This window comes from Streptomyces sp. NPDC048383, from assembly GCF_040651775.1.
Taxonomy (GTDB): Bacteria; Actinomycetota; Actinomycetes; order Streptomycetales; family Streptomycetaceae; genus Streptomyces.
In genome coordinates, this window is sequence record NZ_JBEZKS010000014.1 from 18,784 (window position 1) to 37,447 (window position 18,664).

18 protein-coding genes and 1 pseudogene are annotated in these 18,664 nt (G+C 73.7%); 14 read left to right on the forward strand and 5 right to left on the reverse strand.

What is annotated here, in order from left to right; translation table 11 throughout:
* Positions 1–121: 121 nt before the first annotated feature.
* Positions 122–547, forward strand: a complete 426-nt coding sequence (locus AB0D46_RS12535) for an ASCH domain-containing protein (protein ID WP_362877290.1) — start codon at positions 122–124, stop codon at positions 545–547.
* Positions 548–581: 34 nt separating this feature from the next.
* On the opposite strand, the gene AB0D46_RS12540 is transcribed toward AB0D46_RS12535, so the two are convergent.
* On the reverse strand, positions 582–2,237 hold the full coding sequence (locus AB0D46_RS12540; protein ID WP_362877291.1) for an FAD-binding dehydrogenase: 1,656 nt from the start codon (positions 2,235–2,237) through the stop codon (positions 582–584).
* Positions 2,238–2,324: 87 nt separating this feature from the next.
* On the opposite strand from AB0D46_RS12540, the gene AB0D46_RS12545 reads away from it, so the two are divergent.
* From AB0D46_RS12545 to AB0D46_RS12585, 9 genes and pseudogenes are all read left to right on the forward strand, one after another.
* Positions 2,325–2,846: an NUDIX domain-containing protein gene (locus tag AB0D46_RS12545; RefSeq protein ID WP_362877292.1), complete on the forward strand. Its 522-nt coding sequence runs from the start codon at positions 2,325–2,327 to the stop codon at positions 2,844–2,846.
* A gap of 96 nt (positions 2,847–2,942) precedes the next feature.
* Positions 2,943–3,341, forward strand: a complete 399-nt coding sequence (locus AB0D46_RS12550; protein WP_362877293.1) for a DUF202 domain-containing protein — start codon at positions 2,943–2,945, stop codon at positions 3,339–3,341.
* Positions 3,338–3,655, forward strand: coding sequence for a DUF202 domain-containing protein (locus AB0D46_RS12555; protein ID WP_362877294.1), 318 nt, complete (start codon positions 3,338–3,340; stop codon positions 3,653–3,655). Before AB0D46_RS12550 ends, AB0D46_RS12555 begins: the two co-directional genes overlap by 4 nt.
* 148 nt (positions 3,656–3,803) lie before the next feature.
* Positions 3,804–4,100 (forward strand): hypothetical protein, encoded by a 297-nt coding sequence (locus AB0D46_RS12560; RefSeq protein WP_362877295.1) that lies wholly within the window; start codon positions 3,804–3,806, stop codon positions 4,098–4,100.
* Positions 4,101–4,186: 86 nt separating this feature from the next.
* Positions 4,187–4,826: pseudogene (locus AB0D46_RS12565) on the forward strand (MBL fold metallo-hydrolase); the annotation flags it as partial.
* A gap of 199 nt (positions 4,827–5,025) precedes the next feature.
* On the forward strand, positions 5,026–6,066 hold the full coding sequence (locus AB0D46_RS12570; protein WP_362877296.1) for a phosphotransferase family protein: 1,041 nt from the start codon (positions 5,026–5,028) through the stop codon (positions 6,064–6,066).
* Between the two features lie 9 nt (positions 6,067–6,075).
* Positions 6,076–7,320, forward strand: coding sequence for an acyl-CoA dehydrogenase family protein (locus tag AB0D46_RS12575; RefSeq protein ID WP_362877297.1), 1,245 nt, complete (start codon positions 6,076–6,078; stop codon positions 7,318–7,320).
* A 190-nt stretch (positions 7,321–7,510) separates the two neighbouring features.
* Positions 7,511–8,710, forward strand: a complete 1,200-nt coding sequence (locus tag AB0D46_RS12580) for a S8 family serine peptidase (protein ID WP_362877298.1) — start codon at positions 7,511–7,513, stop codon at positions 8,708–8,710.
* Positions 8,711–8,934: 224 nt separating this feature from the next.
* Positions 8,935–9,576, forward strand: a complete 642-nt coding sequence (locus tag AB0D46_RS12585; protein WP_362877299.1) for an acetate uptake transporter — start codon at positions 8,935–8,937, stop codon at positions 9,574–9,576.
* A 15-nt stretch (positions 9,577–9,591) separates the two neighbouring features.
* On the opposite strand, the gene AB0D46_RS12590 is transcribed toward AB0D46_RS12585, so the two are convergent.
* Positions 9,592–9,972 carry a MerR family transcriptional regulator gene (locus AB0D46_RS12590; protein ID WP_362877387.1) on the reverse strand — a complete coding sequence of 127 codons (381 nt, stop codon included), beginning with the start codon at positions 9,970–9,972 and terminating at the stop codon, positions 9,592–9,594.
* Between the two features lie 61 nt (positions 9,973–10,033).
* On the opposite strand from AB0D46_RS12590, the gene AB0D46_RS12595 reads away from it, so the two are divergent.
* Positions 10,034–11,143 carry an alkene reductase gene (locus tag AB0D46_RS12595; RefSeq protein ID WP_362877300.1) on the forward strand — a complete coding sequence of 370 codons (1,110 nt, stop codon included), beginning with the start codon at positions 10,034–10,036 and terminating at the stop codon, positions 11,141–11,143.
* A 13-nt stretch (positions 11,144–11,156) separates the two neighbouring features.
* Here the strand turns inward: AB0D46_RS12595 and AB0D46_RS12600 are convergent, their stop codons facing one another.
* From AB0D46_RS12600 to AB0D46_RS12610, 3 genes are all read right to left on the reverse strand, one after another.
* Positions 11,157–11,768 carry a TetR/AcrR family transcriptional regulator gene (locus AB0D46_RS12600; protein WP_362877301.1) on the reverse strand — a complete coding sequence of 204 codons (612 nt, stop codon included), beginning with the start codon at positions 11,766–11,768 and terminating at the stop codon, positions 11,157–11,159.
* A 60-nt stretch (positions 11,769–11,828) separates the two neighbouring features.
* Entirely contained in the window at positions 11,829–13,766 is a 1,938-nt protein-coding gene (locus AB0D46_RS12605; RefSeq protein WP_362877388.1) for an AMP-binding protein, read from the reverse strand.
* Between the two features lie 191 nt (positions 13,767–13,957).
* Positions 13,958–14,722, reverse strand: a complete 765-nt coding sequence (locus tag AB0D46_RS12610) for an SDR family NAD(P)-dependent oxidoreductase (RefSeq protein WP_362877302.1) — start codon at positions 14,720–14,722, stop codon at positions 13,958–13,960.
* A 196-nt stretch (positions 14,723–14,918) separates the two neighbouring features.
* On the opposite strand from AB0D46_RS12610, the gene AB0D46_RS12615 reads away from it, so the two are divergent.
* The 3 genes from AB0D46_RS12615 to AB0D46_RS12625 all read left to right on the forward strand — a co-directional run bounded on the left by AB0D46_RS12615 (position 14,919) and on the right by AB0D46_RS12625 (position 18,632).
* Positions 14,919–16,208: a DUF1343 domain-containing protein gene (locus tag AB0D46_RS12615; protein ID WP_362877303.1), complete on the forward strand. Its 1,290-nt coding sequence runs from the start codon at positions 14,919–14,921 to the stop codon at positions 16,206–16,208.
* A 102-nt stretch (positions 16,209–16,310) separates the two neighbouring features.
* Entirely contained in the window at positions 16,311–17,882 is a 1,572-nt protein-coding gene (locus tag AB0D46_RS12620) for a serine-threonine protein kinase (protein ID WP_362877304.1), read from the forward strand.
* Between the two features lie 147 nt (positions 17,883–18,029).
* Positions 18,030–18,632, forward strand: coding sequence for a hypothetical protein (locus tag AB0D46_RS12625; protein ID WP_362877305.1), 603 nt, complete (start codon positions 18,030–18,032; stop codon positions 18,630–18,632).
* The last annotated feature ends 32 nt before the right edge of the window (positions 18,633–18,664 follow it).

Here is an 18,664-nt window from a genome sequence, read left to right on the forward strand (position 1 = left end):
CAGCTCCACGTCAAGGTCCAGTCCACTGCGTGGCGGGTTTCAACTGATGGTTCCGAGAGCGGAGTTGGGGGGCCGCGAATATCGTTCGAAGCGGTCGGGGGACGGTGGTTAAAGTGGCCCGGTGGCATCCCTCGACGATCTTCCTCCCTATCTCCTCGGCTTCCCCGGCCCGCTGCGCGACCAGTTGGTCGCGGCGGTGCTGAGCGGCGCGAAGACCAGTACCACCGGCCTCCTCGCGGAGTACGAGGCCGAGGGCGAACCGCTGCCGGTGCCCGGGGAGCGGGCCGTCCTGGTCGACTCGGACGAGGCGGGGGTGGCCGTCGTCGAGGTCACCGGCGTGGAGGTGCTGCGGCTGGCGGACGTCCCCCTCCGGCACGCCCTCGACGAGGGCGAGGGGTACGCGTCGGTGGCCGAATGGCGCACGGCACACGAAGCGTTCTGGCACTCCGAGCCGGTGCGCGCGGCGCTCGGCGACCCGCGGTACACGGTCGACGACGACACCCTGGTCGTCGCGGAGCGGTTCCGGGTCACCGAGCGGCTCGCCTGACGGCGGCGGCCGGGATCGGACGCCGAGCGCCGGGTCAGCCCACCGCCTGCGCCGCGGCGCGGCCCGCGGCGCGGCCCGAGAAGATGCAGCCACCGAGGAACGTGCCCTCCAGGGCGCGGTAGCCGTGGACTCCCCCGCCGCCGAAGCCGGCTGCCTCACCGGCCGCGTACACCCCGGGGAGCGGGTCGCCGGCGGGGGTCAGGACGCGCGAGGACAGGTCGGTCTCCAGGCCGCCGAGGGACTTGCGGGTCAGGATCGAGAGCCGGACGGCGATCAGCGGGCCCGCCGCCGGGTCCAGGATCCGGTGCGGGGCGGCGGTGCGGATCAGCTTGTCGCCGAGGTAGCGGCGGGCGCCGTGGATCGCCGTGACCTGTAGGTCCTTGGTGAAGGGGTTGGCGATCTCCCGGTCGCGGGCGACGAGTTCGCGCCGGACGGTGGCCTCGTCGAGGAGGTTCTCCTTGGTGACGGCGTTCATGCCGCGCACCAGTGCCGACAGGTCCCGCTCGACGACGAAGTCGGCGCCGTTGTCCATGAAGGCCTTCACCGGGCCGGGTACGGCCTGCCGGGCGCGGGTGAGGACGTCACGGACCGACTTGCCCGTGAGGTCCGGGTTCTGCTCGGAACCGGAGAGGGCGAACTCCTTGCCGATGATGCGCTGGTTGAGGACGAACCAGGTGTGGTCGTGACCGGTCCGCATGATGTGTTCGAGCGTGCCGAGGGTGTCGAAGCCCGGGAAGAGCGGTACGGGTAGCCGGCGGCCGGTGGCGTCCAGCCACAGGGGGGACGGGCCGGGCAGGATGCGGATGCCGTGGCGGGCCCAGATCGGGTTCCAGTTCTCGATGCCCTCGGTGTAGTGCCACATCCGGTCCTTGTTGATGTGGCTGGCGCCGGCGCCCTCGGTGATCCCGAGCATCAGCCCGTCCACGTGCGCGGGCACCCCGGAGAGCATCCGCTCGGGCGGGGTGCCGAGGCGGGCGGGCCACTGCCGGCGGACGAGGTCGTGGTTGCCGCCGATGCCGCCGCTGGTCACGATCACGGCCTGGGCCCGCAGGCTGAACGCGCCGACGCTCTCGCGGCTGCTCGCGCTGCCCCGTACGGCGTCCGAGGGGGCCAGGACCTCCCCGGTGACGGTGTCCACGGTGCCGGCGGTCGAGGCGAGGCCGGTGACCCGGTGGCGGAACGCGAACCGGACCAGCCCGCGCGCGACCCCGGCGCGGACCCGGCGTTCGAAGGGGGCGACCAGGCCGGGGCCGGTGCCCCAGGTGATGTGGAAGCGGGGTACGGAGTTGCCGTGGCCGTTGGCGTCGTAGCCGCCGCGCTCCGCCCAGCCGACGACGGGGAAGAAGCGGACGCCCTGCGCGTGCAGCCAGGGCCGCTTCTCGCCGGCCGCGAAGTCCACGTACGCCTCGGCCCAGCGGCGGGGCCAGGCGTCCTCCTCGCGGTCGAAGCCGGCGGTGCCGAGCCAGTCCTGGTGGGCGAGTTCACGGGTGTCCTTGATGCGCATGCGGCGCTGTTCGGGCGAGTCCACGAAGAACAGGCCGCCGAAGGACCAGTGGGCCTGGCCGCCGATCGACTGCTCGGGTTCCTGGTCGACGAGGATGACCTTGCGGCCCGCGTCGACGAGCTCGGCGGTGGCCACGAGGCCGGCGAGCCCCGCTCCGATCACGATCACGTCAGCGTCGTACGTCATGCGTTGCCCGTCCTCCGGTCTCGGTGGTGGGGCAGATCCTTTGCTACGGAGCGGTAACCAGTCAACAGCGATGATGGGATGGACCGTATGAGCGCCGCTGATGAAGTGCTGGACGTGGTGGACCGCGACGACCGGGTCATCGGGCGGGCCCCCCGGGGCGAGGTGTACGCCCGGGGGCTGATCCACCGGTGCGTGTTCGTCCGGGCGACGGACGCGCGGGGGCGGGTCTTCGTACACCGCCGGACCGCGTCGAAGCTGGTCTTCCCCTCGCACCACGACATGTTCGTGGGCGGGGTGGTGGGCGCCGGCGAGGACTACGCGCGGGCCGCGCTGCGGGAGGCCGAGGAGGAACTGGGGGTGCGGGGGCTGGAGCCGCCGACGCCGCTGTTCACGTTCCTGTACGAGGGCCCGGGCGGGGCCTGGTGGTCCTCGGTGTACGAGGTGCGGTGCGAGCTGCCGGTGTCCCCGCAGGTCTCCGAGGTGGACTGGCACGCCTGGCTGACCCCGGAGGAACTGGAGCGACGGGTCGCGGACGGCGCGGGGTGGGCCTGGGTGCCCGACGGACTGGAGGCGTACCGGCGGCTTCGGGAGTTCCGGGCGGCGGAGTAGGCCGGGGGGGGCGGAGTAGGCCCGGGGAGCGGTTCGGGGCGGTGGCGGGGACGGGGGCTGCGGGAGTTCCGGAGGGTGCGCCAGTAGATTGGGCAGGTGATCGACTTCGTCAAGGACGCGCGCCTCTGGTTCGCACCATCGCGGCTGAGGGACGAGGGCGAGACCCCCGACTACCGCTTCTCGCTGGCCAACGAACGGACCTTCCTGGCCTGGATCCGCACCGCCCTGGCCCTGGTCGGCGGCGGGTTCGCGGTGGACCAGTTCCTGCCGGACCTGCGGTGGGGGGTGCGGGTCGGGATGGCGTTCGCGCTGCTGGCGGTGGGCGCCGCGTGCGCCCTGCGGGCGGTGAACCACTGGACGCGCTGCGAGCGGGCCATGCGGCGGGGCGAGGACCTGCCGCTGTCGCGTTTCCCCGTGGTGCTGAGCCTGTGCGTGGCGCTGGTGGCGGTGGTGATGGTCGTCGTCGTCCTGCTGGGCTGGACGTCGGGGCGGTGAGCGCCGCCGGCGAGGTCCGCGACGCGGGGCTCCAGCCGGAACGGACCCGGCTGGCGTGGCGGCGCACCACGCTGGCCTGTTCGGTCGTGGCGGTGTTGGCCGTGCGGCAGGCGTTGCGGGGAACGGGCAGTCCGACCGAGGTGGCGGGCGCGGCGGTGACCGTCCTGATCTGGGTCGCCTTCCTGTGGGTGGCGCACCGGCGGATGCGGGAGCTGGCGGCCGCCCGGCCCCGGGGACTGGCGCCGGGGGCGGCCCTGGGAGTGGTGGCGTGCACGGGGACGCTGGCGGTGCTCGCGGTCGCGGTGATCCTCTGAGCGGCGGCGGTGCCGTACGCCCGTCCCCCGCGCGCCGGCCCCCAGCGCGCCGGCTCCCGCACTTCCGCACCCTCACCCGCACCCGCACCCGCGACACGGGAACGGACGGAGCGGGTGTTCCGGGACGAACCGCACTAGCCTCTGCGCCATGACGACCCTGCACCACGAGCACCCCACGCACCAGCACACCCACGGCCCGGACTGCGGGCACCAGCCCGTCCCCCACGGCGACCACGTCGACTACGCGCACGACGGGCACCTGCACCGGGAGCACTCCGGGCACTGGGACGAGTGCGAGACCCCGGAGCACACGACGCACGAGGCGCACCCGCACGCACACGGGTCGGGCTGCGGGCACGACTCCGTCCCGCACGGCGACCACGTGGACTACCTGCACGACGGCCACCGGCACGCCGAGCACGAGGGCCACTACGACGACCACTGACCCCGCCCCCGGACCCGCCCTCCCCGGGCGGGACGCCGGGTGGCAGGATGCCGACGGACCGTCACAGCGAGCCGGGGAGAGTCCGGATGTCCGTCGAAGAGCCGTACCTCGTCCAGCCCGCGCCCGGTGTGTACGCGTACGTCCCGCCGGACGGCGGCTGATGCCTGAACGACGCCGGGTTCGTGAGCGACGGCGGGCGGACCCTGCTCGTCGACACGGCCGCCACCGAGCGGCGGGCGCCGGCCCTGCGCGAGGCCGTCGTCGCGGCCGGGGTGCCGCTGCCGCGGACGGTGGTGAACACGCACCACCACGGCGACCGCACCTACGGCAGCGCCCTCTTCGCCCCCGACGCGGTGATCATCGGGCACGGGGCGGCTCGGGCGGAGCAACTCGCCGCCGTCACCGCGCCCGATCTGACGTACGCCGACCGGCTGGTCCTGCACGTCGGCGGGATCGAGGTGCGGGTCCTGCATCCGGGCGTCGCACACCACCGGGGACTCGGTCGTGTGGCTGCCCCGACAGAAGGGCGTGTTCACCGGGGACCTGATCTTCGCGGGCGGTACGCCGTTCCTGGCGATGGGCTCCCTGTCGGGGTCGCTGCGCGCGCTGGAGCGGCTGCGTGAGCTGGGCCCGGAGACGGTCGTACCGGGCCACGGTCCGCTGACCGACCCGTCGGCGTACGAGGCCACCGAGCGGTACCTGCGCTGGGTCGGCGAGCTCGCCCGGCGCGCGTGAGGGGAGCGCGCGTGAGGTGAGTGCGGGGCGGCGGGCCGTTCGGCCGGCGCCGCGCCCCGGTCCGCGGGTGTTCCGGTGGGGCCGGAAGCGGTTTTCCGGCGCCACGCTCTGGACGGCATACCGACTGGTCGGCATGATGGCTTCCGGGCGCTGAGCCCGTTGCCGTCCACTCCCTCCGGAGGTGCCCAGCATGACCCCAGTCCCGGATGATCCGCGAGGCCTCGACCTGGAGCGGCTGCGCGGCCGTCTCGACGCCGAGCTGCCCGGCCTCGTGGCCGGTCCGCTGCGCGGCCGACTGATCGAGGGCGGTCGCTCGAACCTGACGTACGACGTCACCGACGGCGCCGGACGGTGGGTGGTGCGCCGCCCGCCGCTCGGCCACGTCCTGGCCACCGCGCACGACATGCGGCGCGAACACCGGGTGATCGCCGCCCTGCACGGGACGGCCGTGCCCGTGCCGCGGGCGCTGCTGCTGTGCGAGGACGAAGCCGTCCTGGGGGCGCCGTTCTACGTCATGGAGCACGTGGACGGAGTCCCGTACCGGACGGCCGACCAGCTTGCCGTGATCGGGGCCGAACGCACCCGGCGCGCGGTGCTCGGCCTGGTGGACACCCTCGTCGACCTGCACGCGGTCGATCCGCAGGCGGTGGGCCTGGGCGACTTCGGTCGACCCGAGGGCTTCCTGGAACGACAGGTGCGCCGTTGGGGCAAGCAGCTCGCGGCCTCCCGGGGTCGGGAGCTCGCCGGGATCGAGGAACTGCGCGACGAACTGGGCCGGACGCTGCCCCGCTCCCCCGCGCCGACGGTGGTGCACGGGGACTTCCGGCTGGACAACGTGCTGATCGGCGGGCCCGAGGACACGATCCGGGCGGTGCTGGACTGGGAGATGTCCACGCTCGGCGACCCGTTGACCGACCTCGGGCTGCTGGTGATGTACAGCTCCGACCTGGGCCTGACCGATTCCCCGGTCAGCACCACGAGCCGGGCCCCGGGGCATCCGGCGCCGGCCGAACTGATCGAGCGCTACGCCGCGCGCTCCGGGCGGGACACCGGCGCCATCGCCTGGTACACGGCCTTCGCCTGGTTCAAGCTCGCGGTGATCCTCGAAGGCATCCACTACCGCTACACGCTCGGCCAGACCGTCGGTGCGGGCTTCGACCGGATCGGCGAGCTGGTCCCGGTCTTCATCGAGCACGGTCTGACCACACTCAAAGAACTTCAGGAAGGCTGAGGACTCCCCATGGACTTCGCATTCGACGCCCGGACCGAGGAACTCCGCGAGCGGCTGCTCGCGTTCATGGAGGAGTACGTGCACCCGGCGGAATCCGTCGCCGCCGAGCAGCGCGCACGGCTGGCCTCGCCCTGGGACGCTCCGGCCGTCTTCGGTGAACTGAAGGCCGAGGCGCGCCGTCAGGGCCTGTGGAACCTGTTCTTCGTGAACCCTCCCGGCGAGCGCGGCGAGGGGTACGGCGCCGGGCTGACCAACCTCCAGTACGCCCCGTTGGCCGAGATCACCGGCCGCAGTCCGCACCTGGCGCCGATGGCGACGAACTGCGCGGCCCCGGACACCGGGAACATGGAGCTGCTCGCGCAGTTCGGGGACGAGGCGCAGAAGAAGCAGTGGTTGGAGCCGTTGCTGGCGGGTGAGATCCGTTCCGCGTTCGCGATGACGGAGCCGGAGGTCGCCTCCTCGGACGCGTCCAACATCGAGACGCGGATCGAGCGGGTGGGTGACGAGTACGTGGTCACCGGCCGCAAGTGGTACATCTCCGGAGCGATGAACCCGGACTGCAAGGTCTTCATCGTGATGGGCAAGACCGACCCCGAGGGCGCCGATCCGCGCCGCCGGCAGTCGATGGTGCTGGTCCCGCGCGACACCCCGGGCGTGGAGGTCCGACGGGCGATGAAGGTGTACGGGTACGAGGACCACGACCACGGCGGGCACGCCGAGGTGGTCTTCGACGGGGCCCGGGTGCCGGTGGGGAACCTGATCGGCGAGGAGGGCGGCGGCTTCGCCATCGCCCAGGCCCGACTGGGCCCGGGCCGCATCCACCACTGCATGCGGCTGATCGGCATGGCGGAGCGGGCCATCGAGTTGATGTGCCGACGCGCGGTGGAACGTACGGCCTTCGGGCGGGAGTTGGCCGCCCAGGGGGTCGTGCAGGGCTGGATCGCGGACGCGCGGGTCACCGTCGAGCAGCTGCGCCTGCTGGTGCTGAAGACGGCGTGGTTGATGGACACGGTGGGCAACCGGGGGGCGCACACGGAGATCCAGGCCATCAAGATCGCGACCCCGCGCGCGGTGGTCGGGATCCTGGACCGGGCGGTGCAGTTGCACGGCGCCGGTGGGGTGAGCCAGGACTTCCCGTTGGCCGAACTGTGGGCCGCCGCGCGGACCTTGCAGCTGGCCGACGGACCCGACGAGGTGCACCAGCGCTCGCTCGCGCGCCGCGAGCTGAGGCGGTACGCGGGCGGCCGGCCCTGAAAGTGGGGCATTCGTGCGGGAGTTCGGGTGAACGTGTGTGCACCGTGAAGGCGATGCGGGGAGCCTTTTAAGAAACCTTGTTGAATAAGGCCGAAAGGCAGGGGCGATCTTGATTTGCGCCTGTCAATCGGAACAGGGTTCTCCAGAAGGTTCGACGCCCCACACGTCACCCACGAGGAGAACCCTCCACATGGCAACTCACAAGCGTTCGCGCGGTTTCCGTTACGCGGCCATCGGTGCGGGAGCCGCCACCGCGGTCGCCGTGACCCTGATCGCCACCCCCTTCGCGGGGGCGGCGGCGCCGGCCGAGGGCACGGTCTACGGACTGGGCGCCCCCGGTGCGATCAGCGGAAGCTACGTCGTCATCCTCGACGAATCCGCGGACAAGGCACAGCTCGCCAACAAGTACGGAGGCGAACTGCAACGCAGTTACGGGTCCCAGGTCAACGGTTTCTCGGCCTCGGGGCTGAGCGAGACGGAGGCCAAGCGGCTCGCGGCGGACCCCGCCGTCGGCAAGGTCGTGCAGAACAAGAAGTTCACCATCAAGGCCGGCCAGCCCAACCCGCCGTCCTGGGGGCTGGACCGGATCGACCAGAGCGCACAGGAGGGGGACAAGAAGTACGACTACCCGGACAAGGCCGGTGAAGGGGTCACGGCGTACGTCATCGACACCGGCATACGGGTGACGCACAAGGACTTCGGCGGTCGCGCCACCCACGGCTTCGACGCCGTGGACAACGACGACAGCGCCGACGACGGCAACGGCCACGGCACGCACGTCGCCGGGACCGTCGCGGGCACCGCGCACGGCGTCGCCAAGAAGGCGAAGCTGGTGGCGGTGCGGGTGCTGGACGACAACGGCTCGGGCACCACCGAGCAGGTCGTCGCCGGCATCGACTGGGTCACCAAGAACCACTCCGGCCCCTCCGTCGCCAACATGAGCCTGGGCGGCGGCGCCGACGAGGCGCTCGACGAGGCGGTGCGGCGTGCGGTCGCCGCGGGCATCACGTTCTCCGTCGCGGCCGGCAACGAGTCGAGCGACGCGGGTCAGGGTTCGCCCTCCCGGGTCACCGAGGCACTGACCGTGGCGTCGAGCACCATCGACGACGCGCAGTCCGACTTCTCCAACTTCGGCTCCGTGGTGGACCTCTACGCTCCCGGCTCGGACATCACCTCGACCTGGAACGACAGCGACACCGGCACCAAGACCATCTCCGGCACCTCGATGGCCGCCCCGCACGTGGCGGGCGCCGCCGCCCTCTACCTGTCCGGGCACCCCTCCTCGACCCCGGCGCAGACCGCGGCGGCCCTGACCGCGGCGGCGACCGCGGGCGCGGTCACCAACCCGTCGTCCGGCACGGCGAACAAGCTGCTGAAGGTCGCCCCGTAACGGGTGACCGGACGTAGCCGATCCAACGGTTGCCACGGACCGGCCCGCCTTTCGGCCCGCCCCCACCAAGGGCGCGCCGGGGGCGGGCCGGTCCGCGTGCGGGGGGCCGGGCGGCCCCGCCGGAACGGGACCTTCGCCCCGCGGGATCCCGGGCGAACCGGTCCGAGGGGCCGCGCACGGTGGGCTATATTCGGAACATCCCCCCACCGAAGGTGCATATCGCCATGCCCAGCTCCACCCTGACCCCGGCCGCCCCCGCCCCGGCCGGCCCGACCTCCGCGCAGGCCGCCTCCCCGCAGGCGCCGGCGCCCCGTGTCGCCAACCCCGGCCCGCTGGGTCTGGCCGCGTTCGCGCTGACCACCTTCGTGCTCAGCCTCTTCAACTCGGGCCTGATCGCGGACACCGCGCTGAGCGCGGTCGTCCTGCCGCTCGCCCTCTTCTACGGCGGCCTCGCGCAGTTCGTCGCCGGGGCGATGGAGTTCCGCCGCGGCAACACCTTCGCCACCACGGCGTTCGTCTCGTACGGCGCGTTCTGGATGTCCTTCGCGGGCTACGTGAAGTTCGTCGTCCCGACCCTGCCCGCCGGCCAGGCGCACATCGCGACCGGCTGGTTCCTCATCGCCTGGTTCGTCTTCACCGCGTACATGGCCGTCGCCGCCCTGAAACTGGACCTGGCGCACCGGCTGCTCTTCACCGTGCTCGCCCTGACCTTCCTCTTCCTGGCGCTCGGCGACCTCACCCGGGTCGCCGCCCTCGGCCACCTCGGCGGCTTCCTCGGCCTGCTCTGCGCCGGCATCGCCTGGTACGTCTCCTTCGCCGTGGTGGCCGAGGAGACCTGGGGCCGCAAGGTCCTTCCGCTGGGCTGAGGCCCGGGGAGCGGATCAGGCGGGGCCGTCGGCGGCGAGCAGGTCGGCGGCGGCGCCGATGACCTCGTCCAGGACGTCGCGGGAGCGCTCCAGGTCGCCGATCATCCGCTCGATGCGCTCCCGCTCGGCGGTCAGTTCGGCCACCAGCAGCGGGGTCGCGCGCACCGACGGGCCGCCGTCCTCGTCGCGCATGCAGGGCAGGATCCGGGCGATCCGCGCGCTGTGCAGGCCGGCCGCGTACAGCTCCTGGATCCGGATCACCCGGTCGACTGCCCGCTCGGGGTAGTCGCGGTGGCCGCCCGGCGTCCGGTCGGACACCAGCAGGCCCTGTTCCTCGTAGTAGCGCAGCGACCGCGCGCCGACCCCGGTGCGCGCCGCCAGTTCGCCGATCCGCACGGCCCGTCCCCCGCCCCGAAGGCTTGAACCTGACATCAATGTGAGGTTCTACGGTACCGGCATGACGCACACCGAGCAGGTACCCGCCGCCTCCCGCCTCTTCGAACCCGTCCGCCTCGGCAACCTGGAACTGCCCGGTCGCCTGGTGATGGCGCCGCTGACGCGCAACCGCGCGGACGCCGACGGAGTGCCGGGCGCGCTCATGGCCGAGCACTACGCGCAGCGCGCATCGGCCGCGTTGATCATCGCCGAGGGCACCACGCCGAACGCCGTCGGGCAGACGTACCCGTACATCCCCGGCATCCACTCCCCCGCGCAGATCGCCGGCTGGCAGCGGGTCACCGACGCCGTGCGCGCGGCCGGCGGGCGGATGTTCCTCCAACTCCAGCACGGCGGCCGGGTCGGGCACCCCGACACCAGCGGGCACGCCCCGCTCGCCCCGTCCGCGGTCCGCTTCCCGGAGCCGCTGCACACGCCGTCCGGGCTCCAGGACGCCGTGCCGCCGCGCGAGATGACCGGCGAGGACATCCGCACCACCATCGCCGACTTCGCGACCGCCGCCCGCAACGCCGTCGCGGCGGGGTTCGCCGGCGTGGAGGTGCACTCCGCCAACGGCCACCTGCTCCACCAGTTCCTCGCGCGGAACACGAACCGCCGCACCGACGAGTGGGGCGGCCCCGTACAGCACCGGATCCGCTTCACCGTCGAGGTGGTCCGGGCCGTGATCGGGGCGATCGGCGCGGACCGGGTGGGCGTACGCGTCTCTCCCGGAGCGGGGGTCAACGGCATCGAGGAGGGCGACACCGAGGAGATCTACCCGGCGCTCACCCGGGCCCTGGCCGAGCTCGGGCCGGTGTACCTGCACCAGGTGTACGCCGACCCGGACCGGCCCGCCTTCGGCGCGCTCCGCGCGGCCTGGCCGGGCACCCTGATCGCCAATCCGACGCTGTCGCGCGAGGAGGTCTCCGGTGACGGCGGCCGGCGGCGGGCCGAGCGGCTGCTGGGGGCGGGCGCCGACCTGATCGCGCTGGGTCGGGGGTTCCTCGCCAACCCCGACTTCGTGGAACGGCTGCGCGCCGGTGCCCCGCTCAACGAGCTCCGGCCGGAGTTCCTGATGCACGTACGGGGGGCTGAGGGGTACACCGACTACCCGGCCCTGGCCCGGGTGTGAGCGGGCCGGCCGCTCAGGGGCGCAGGGAGCGCAGCAGCAGGTCGGCGAGGTGGTCGGCGACCTGGTGCGGGGTGAGCGGGCCGTCCGTGCGGTACCAGGTGGACAGGTGGTGGACGGATCCGAAGTAGAAGTCGACCACCAGGTCGGCGGGCGTGGCCGTGACGAACACCCCCGTCCGCTGGCCCTCCTCGACCAGGGCCCGGAAGCGCTCGTGGTAGCGCCTGCGCTCGGACCTGACCTGCTTGTACTTCTCCGGGCTGAGCTGGTGCATCGACCGGAAGAAGATCATCGCGTCATCGAGGTTCTCGATGGTGGTGACCACCACGTCGGCGGCCGCGGCCCGCAACCGCTCCTCGACGGGAGCATCGGATCCGGCCACCGCGTCGAGCCGCTGCTGCTGGAGGCGCAGCATGCGCGCGTACACCTCGTGCAGCAGGTCGTCCTTCGACCCGAAGTAGTGGTAGAGCGCCCCCTTGGTGACGCCGGCGGCCTCGACGATCTCCTGGACGGAGGTGCGGTCGTAGCCACGCTCGGCGAACAGCCTGGTGGCCACGGCCAGCAACCGCTGCGGTACCGGGGTCTCCCGGTTGTTCTCCGCCGGCTCCGTGGTGGTCCTGGCTGTCATGGCGCTCGCCTTCCTTTCCTGATCCCTGAGCTGCTGCGTCGTACGACCATCCAACTGTTTTCAGCCTCGCTCGCGCAGTTCCCGTCGCAGGATCTTGCCACTCGTCGTCCGGGGAAGAACAGGCAGGATCTCGACTTCGCGCGGGTACTTGTACGCGGCGACGCGCTCGGCGCAGTGGGCGACGAGTTCGGCCGGCTCCGCCGAGGCGCCCGGCCGCAGGCTCACGTACGCCTTCACGCTCTCCCCGCGGTACGGGTCGGGGACCCCGACGACGGCCGCGTCGAGGACGGCCGGGTGGGTGTGCAGGACGTCCTCCACCTCGCGCGGCCAGACCTTGAACCCGGCGGCGTTGATCATGTCCTTCTTCCGGTCGACCACGTAGAGCCAGCCGTCCGCGTCCATGAAGCCGACGTCCCCGGTGCGCAGTTCGCCGTCCGGGAAGGCCCGCGCGCTCTCCTCGGGCATCCCCCAGTAGCCGGGGACGACCTGGGGGCCGCGGACGGCTATCTCGCCGCTCTCGCCGAAGGGCACCTCGGCGCCGTGCTCGTCGAGGATCCGTACGAGGGTCTGCGCGCCGGGGACACCGACCGAGAGGGTGCCGGAGGCGGGGTCGACGGGGGCTTCGAGGTGGGCGGGGACCGAGGCGCAGGGGGCGGTGCACTCGGTGAGGCCGTAGCCGTTGCGCAGGTAGAAGCCGAGATCGGCGCGCAGCCGCGCGACGAGCGCGGGCGGCAGGGGTGCGCCGCCGGAGGAGACCACCTGGAAGGAGGCGAAGTGCTCGCGCGTGACGGCGGGATGGGCGGCGAGCGCGATGAAGGCGGTGGCCGGGCCGATGGTGTAGGCGGGGCGGTGTTCGAGGAAGGCGTCCAGGACGGCGCCGGCGTCGAAGCGGTGGGCGAGGACGAGGGTGCCGGCGTTGGTGAAGCAGGCGGTGAGCTCGCAGACCATGCCGGTGATGTGGAAGAGCGGGGCGAGCGCGAAGTAGCCGGCGCCCTCGGGGAGGGGGTGTCCGGTGACCTGGCGGGTGGCGTTGTACGTGAGCGCGCCGTGCGGGTTCACGGCGCCCTTGGGGGTGCCGGAGGTTCCGGAGGTGTAGCTGATGAGAGCGGGGTCGGCGGCGGTCAGGCGGGGATCGGGCGGAGGGGGGAGGCCCCGGCGCGCGGTGACGACGAGGTCGACGGGGGTGGGGGCCGGGGGGCGCGGGGGCCCGACGGGCGGGGGCCCGGCATGTGCGTGCGCGGGCTGCGCGGACCCTGCCGGCGCGAGCGCGGGGTGCTCGGGCGCGGGCTGTGTGGGCGAGGCGTGCGGGGGCTCGGCGTGCCGGGGCCCGCCGTGCGCGGGCTCGGGGTGCGGGGGCTCGGCGTGCCGGGGCTCGGCATGTGCGGGCGCGGGCTGCGCGGGCTCGGCACGTGCGGGCGGGGGCCCGGCCGACGCGGCTTGGGCGGCCTCGGCCTGTGCGGGCCGTGCGGGTAGGACGCGGGGGTCGTCGCGGGTCTGGAAGTCCCGGTCGCGGGTGGTCAGGACGGTCCGTACGCCGGTCCCGCGCACCGCCTCCCGCAGGTACGCCGTCCAGGCCGGCTCCGCGCAGACCAGCGCGGCGGCCCCGGAGTCGCGCAGGGCGTGCCCGACCTCGGCGGCCTTGTACATCGGGTTGAGCGGGACGACCACCGCCCCGGCCTTCCACGCGGCCAGCACCGCGAGCACGAAGTGCGGGGTGTTCTGCAGCATGACGGCGACCCGGTCGCCCCGACCGACGCCCTGCGCGGCGAGGTGCCCGGCGAGGGAGTCGGAGAGGGCGTCGGCTTCCGCGTAGGCGATCCGGCCGTCGAAGTACGCGAGGGCCGGGCGGCCGGGGGCGCGGGCGACGGCCGCCCGGAACGCGTGCAGCACGCTGGGCTGCGGCGAAACCCCGGCCAACTGGGCGGGGCTCAGCTGCCGCAGCCAGGGACGCGCGGCGTACCGGGACCCGGTGGGGGCGGCGCCGGAGGTCGACGCCAGGGCTGCCGAGGCTGCGGAGACCGTAGCGGCGCCCGGCACCGGGCCGGCCAGGACCCCGTGCACGCGCCCTTCGGTCACCGAAGTCGCCGACGCCCGGGGCAACACCGCCGACGCCTCGGACCCCGGACCCTCGAACCCCGGGCCCTCGAACCCCGGCGCCTTCGGCGCCCCAGGCGCCCTCGGTGCTTCGGTCACGAGGATTCCCACTTCCGCTGGAGGTGGTTCATGCCGGTCAGCCAGCGGTCGGGTTCCGTGGCGCGCGCGGCGTAGTAGTCCGCCACCTCGGGGTGCGGGAGGATCAAGAACCGGCCCTTCTCCATGCCGTCGAACAGCGCCTCCACGACCGCGTCGGGTTCGATCGCGGTCGGCGCCAGGACCAGCTCGCCCGCCGATCCGGCGGCGGTGAGCATGTCGGTGCGCACCCCTTGCGGACAGATGGCGTGGACCGACACGCCCCGGTGGCGGTAGGTCAACGAGAGCCATTCCGCGAAGGCGAGGGCGCCGTGCTTGGTGACACTGTACGGCGCCGCTCCGATCATGGTCAGCAGTCCCGCGGCCGAGACGGTGGACACGAAGCGGCCGCCGCCGCGCTCCAACCAGTCGGGCAACAGGGTCCGGGCGGCGCGCACGTGGGCCATCACATTGGTGTCCCAGGCCGCCTCCCAGACGGCCTCGTCCGCGAAGGCGTCACCACCGGAGGCGAGGCCGGCATTGGCGCAGTACACGTCCACGGCGCCGCCCAGCGCCTCCCTGGCCTTGGCCACGACCATGGAGGCGTCGCCCGGGACGGCGATGGCCCGGGGACCGATCGCGTCCGCCACGGAGGCGGCCTTGGCGGGGTCGAGGTCGTTGACGACGACGGTCGCCCCCTCGGCGGCGAACCGGTGGGCGAGGGCCGCGCCGATGCCGCCGCCCGCGCCGGTGACGACGACTCGCTGGTCCTGGTACGTGCTCACGGGGGTCACCTTTCGTCGCTGCCCTGGGGGCCGATCCCCGGCAGACTAACCAGTCGGTATGCCCGACCGGAAGAGGGACGGCCCCCTCGGCGGTACGTGATCGCCCGACGCCGCACGCGGACGCGGCACGCGGACGCGCACCCTCCGGGCGGCGTGGGTCGGGCAGGATCCGGAGGGGACCGCCTAGCGTGGCCGGATGACGCTGTCACGACGCGGGGTGCTGGGACTGGCGGGGGCGGCTGGGGCCGTCGGGGCCCTGGGGGCGGGCGCGGGCCCTGTGGCGGGCACCGGTGCCGCGCCGGCCACGGGCCCCCGGGCGGAGCGGGTGCGGACGGGGTTCGAGCAGCTCGCCGCCGACGGGTACGCGGCGCTGGCGGGGCAGCGGATCGGGGTGGTCACCAACCCCACCGGGATCACCGCCGACGCCCGCCACCTGGTCGACGTACTGCACGCGGACGAACGGGTCGACCTGGTCGCCGTGTTCGGGCCGGAGCACGGGTTCCGCGGCACGGCGCAGGCGGGCGGCTCGGAGGGGGCGGGGCGGGACCCGGCGACCGGGCTGCCCGTGTACGACACGTACGCCACCAGCGGGCAGCAGCTCGCGGACCTCTTCACGAGGGCCGGCATCGACACCGTCGTCTTCGACATCCAGGACGTGGGGGCACGGTTCTACACGTACGTCTGGACCCTCTACGACTGCATGCGCGCGGCCGCCCTCGCGGGCAAGGCCGTGGTGGTGCTGGACCGGCCGAACCCGGTCGGCGGCCGGCGGGCGGCCGGTCCGGTGCTGGAGCGGCCGTACGCGAGCTTCGTGGGCCGGGAGCCGATCGCGCTCGCGCACGGGATGACGGCGGCCGAACTGGCGCTGCTGTTCAACGGCGAGTTCCTGAGCGGTACGGCCTTCCCGCAGGGGCCGGTGCGGCTGCGGACGGTACGGATGACGGGCTGGCGACGGGATGCGCTCTTCGGGGCGACCGGGCTGCCGTGGGTGCCGCCGAGCCCGAACGTGCCGACTCCGGACACGGCACTGGCGTACGCCGGGACCTGTCTGTTCGAGGGGACCAACCTGTCGGAGGGCCGGGGCACCACCACCCCGTTCGAGGTGGTGGGCGCGGAGGGCGTCGACCGGCGGTGGGCCGAGGCGGCGAACGGCCTGGAGCTGCCGGGAGTGTGGTTCCGCGAGACGTGGTTCACCCCTTCCTTCTCCAAGCACACCGGGAAGGTGTGTGGCGGGGTCCGGCTGATCGTGCACGACCGGGACGCCTTCGATCCGGTGCTGACCGGGGTCGGGCTGCTGGTCACCGCGCGCCGGGTGTGGTCCGGGTTCGCCTGGCGCTCCGATCACTGGATCGACCGGCTGACGGGCTCGGACCGGGTGCGCACGCTGGTGGACGCCGGGGCCGGGGTGCAGGAGGTCGTGAACGACTGGGCTGCCGGACTGGCGCGTTTCGCGGCCGTACGGGAGAAGTACCTGCTCTATCCCTGAGCGACGGGCGGCCGCCCCCGATCCGGGGCGTCGCGGGACTGGTCGGGCGGCCCGAGCGGCGGGATGCTGCAAGCACCACAGGGGCGGCGCGGAGGGGGACCCATGGCGGGTGGACGGCCGGGCGGATCCGACGGCGGGACGGGGACGGGGACGCGGACGCGGACGGGGACGGGGACGGGCGGCGCGAGCCGCACCGGGGCGGGGGGCAGGGGCTTCACCGGTACGAGTACCGGGAGCCGGGCCCCGGCGGCGACCGGGCGCTGGAGCGGGTTCGGCGTCACGGCGGCCGGCCCGGCCGCGACCGCGACCGCTGCGGGCATCGGCGTCGGCCCGTACCGGGAGCTGACCTTCGACGCGCAGGGCGACGTGGATCCGGCGGCCCGGGAGACGGTGGCCCGGATCGAGGCGACGGACCTGCTGGTCTTCGCCCACGGCTGGAACAGCGACCGGTGGACGGCGACCCGGCTCTACGACCGGTTCTTCGCTCCCTTCCCGGAGCTGGTGGGGACGGGGGTGCGGCTCGGGTACGTGGGCGTCGTCTGGCCGTCGATCCGGTTCTCCGACGAGCCGATACCCGACTTCGAGGCACCCGGCGCCCTGCCCCTGCCGGGGTTCGGCACGGTCCTGGACCCCGACACGCGGCGGGCCCTGGCGAGGTTCTGGCCGGGCCGCGAGGCGGAACTCGGGCGGATCGCCGAGCTGTTGGAGAACCGGCCGGACTCTGCGGCGGCCCTCGTCGAGTTCGGGGCGCTCGTACGGGAACTGCTGCGGGCCGACCGGGTCGGTACGCCCGTCAACCTGCTGGGCCCGATGCCGGCCCCGCCCCCGACGCCGGCCGGGGCGGCCGACGGGACCGCGCGGCACGACGTACCGGCCATTTTCGCCGAGGACGTGCTGGCGGTCTGCCGGACCCTCGCGGACGCGCTGGAGCAGGTCGGGGGCGGGCGGGACGCCGCACCGGACGCCGCGCCCGCACCTTCCGGGGCGTCGGGCCTCGCGCTTGGGGGCGGACTGCGGTCCCTGTGGAGCGGGGCCAAGGAACTGCTGCGGCAGGCCACGTACTACGAGATGAAGAAGCGGGCCGGGGTGGTCGGGGAACTCGGACTCGGACCGGTCCTGGCGGACCTGGCCGGACGCCGGCCCGCCCTTCGGGTCCACCTGATCGGCCACAGCTTCGGTGCCCGCGTGGTCTCCTTCGCGCTACGGTCCCTGCCCGACGGGGGGCGGAACCCCAAGTCGTTGACGCTCCTCCAAGGGGCCTTCTCCCACTACGCCTTCAGCGACCGGCTGCCCCATGACCCGCGTCGCGGCGGAGCCCTGCGCGGGCTGCAGCGCCGGGTGGACGGGCCGGTCGTGGCCTGTCATTCCGCCCACGACTCCTCGCTCGGGGTGTTCTACCCGCTGGCCTCCCGGATGGCGGGGGATTCGGCCGGACTTCTCGGTTTCGACGAGCGGTGGGGCGCGATCGGGCACGACGGAGTGCGGGCCCTACCGGGCGCGCCCCGGCTGGGCCTCGCCGCCGCGCTGCGCGACGGGCTGCCGGAGAGGGGCTGCGTCAGCGTCGACGCCGGGTCCGTGGTGCGCCGGGGCGGGCCCCCGTCGGGGGCGCACAGTGACATCTGCCACGAGGAACTCGCCCGGCTCGTGGTGTCCGCGGGGCGCATGGGGCGCTGAAATTCGGCCATGTGCCACCTATACGCCTCGACCGCCCCCGCATGCGCCCACATCCCGCAGGGCATGTTGGGCACGTCGGGGCGGGCTGCTTCGTTCGACGGAGTGGCACGGGCACGGGTGTGGGGGGACGGCGGAGGTGAAGGTGCGATGGCGGGTTTTCGAAGTCTGGCCTATCAGGTGCGCGACGCGCGCAACGACCGGGCCCTGCGGCGCCATTCGTTGCGCCGCTGCCTGGAACGGTTCGCCCCGTACGGGCACCGCGCGACGTGGTGGCACCTGTGCGACCGGCACGGGATCGCTCCCGAGGACCGGGGTGCGGACCCGTTGCGGCTCGTCGCGGCGCTGGAGGAACTGGAAGAGGCGCGGGCGGTCTGGTTGGAGTACGAGAAGTTGTTCGCGGCGCGACGCAGACGTGAGAAGCACGACGGGGTGCGCCGCCCGGAGTGGGCCTGGGGCGGCAACGGGGACGCGGTGGTGCGCTGCGCCGACCCGTGGGTGCGGCCGGAGGGCACGCTGGGCGAGGTTCTGCGGCGGCTGGTGACAGCGCTGGAGTCGGAGCCGGGCACCTCGTGTCCGGTGTGCGGCGAGGAGGAGTTGCGCTGGCCGTCCGTACCGGCGGCCCGGCACGGCGACTGGGCCGGGGCCTGGTCGTGGGACGGCCCGGTGTGCGGGGGCTGCGGCATCGTGGTGCCGAGACCCGCCCTGGCTTACGCGGCGGTGGTGCGCCCGGCTTCGGCGGACGCGGCGTGACCGGGGCGGGACGGGGGCTTCGGCGGGCCGGG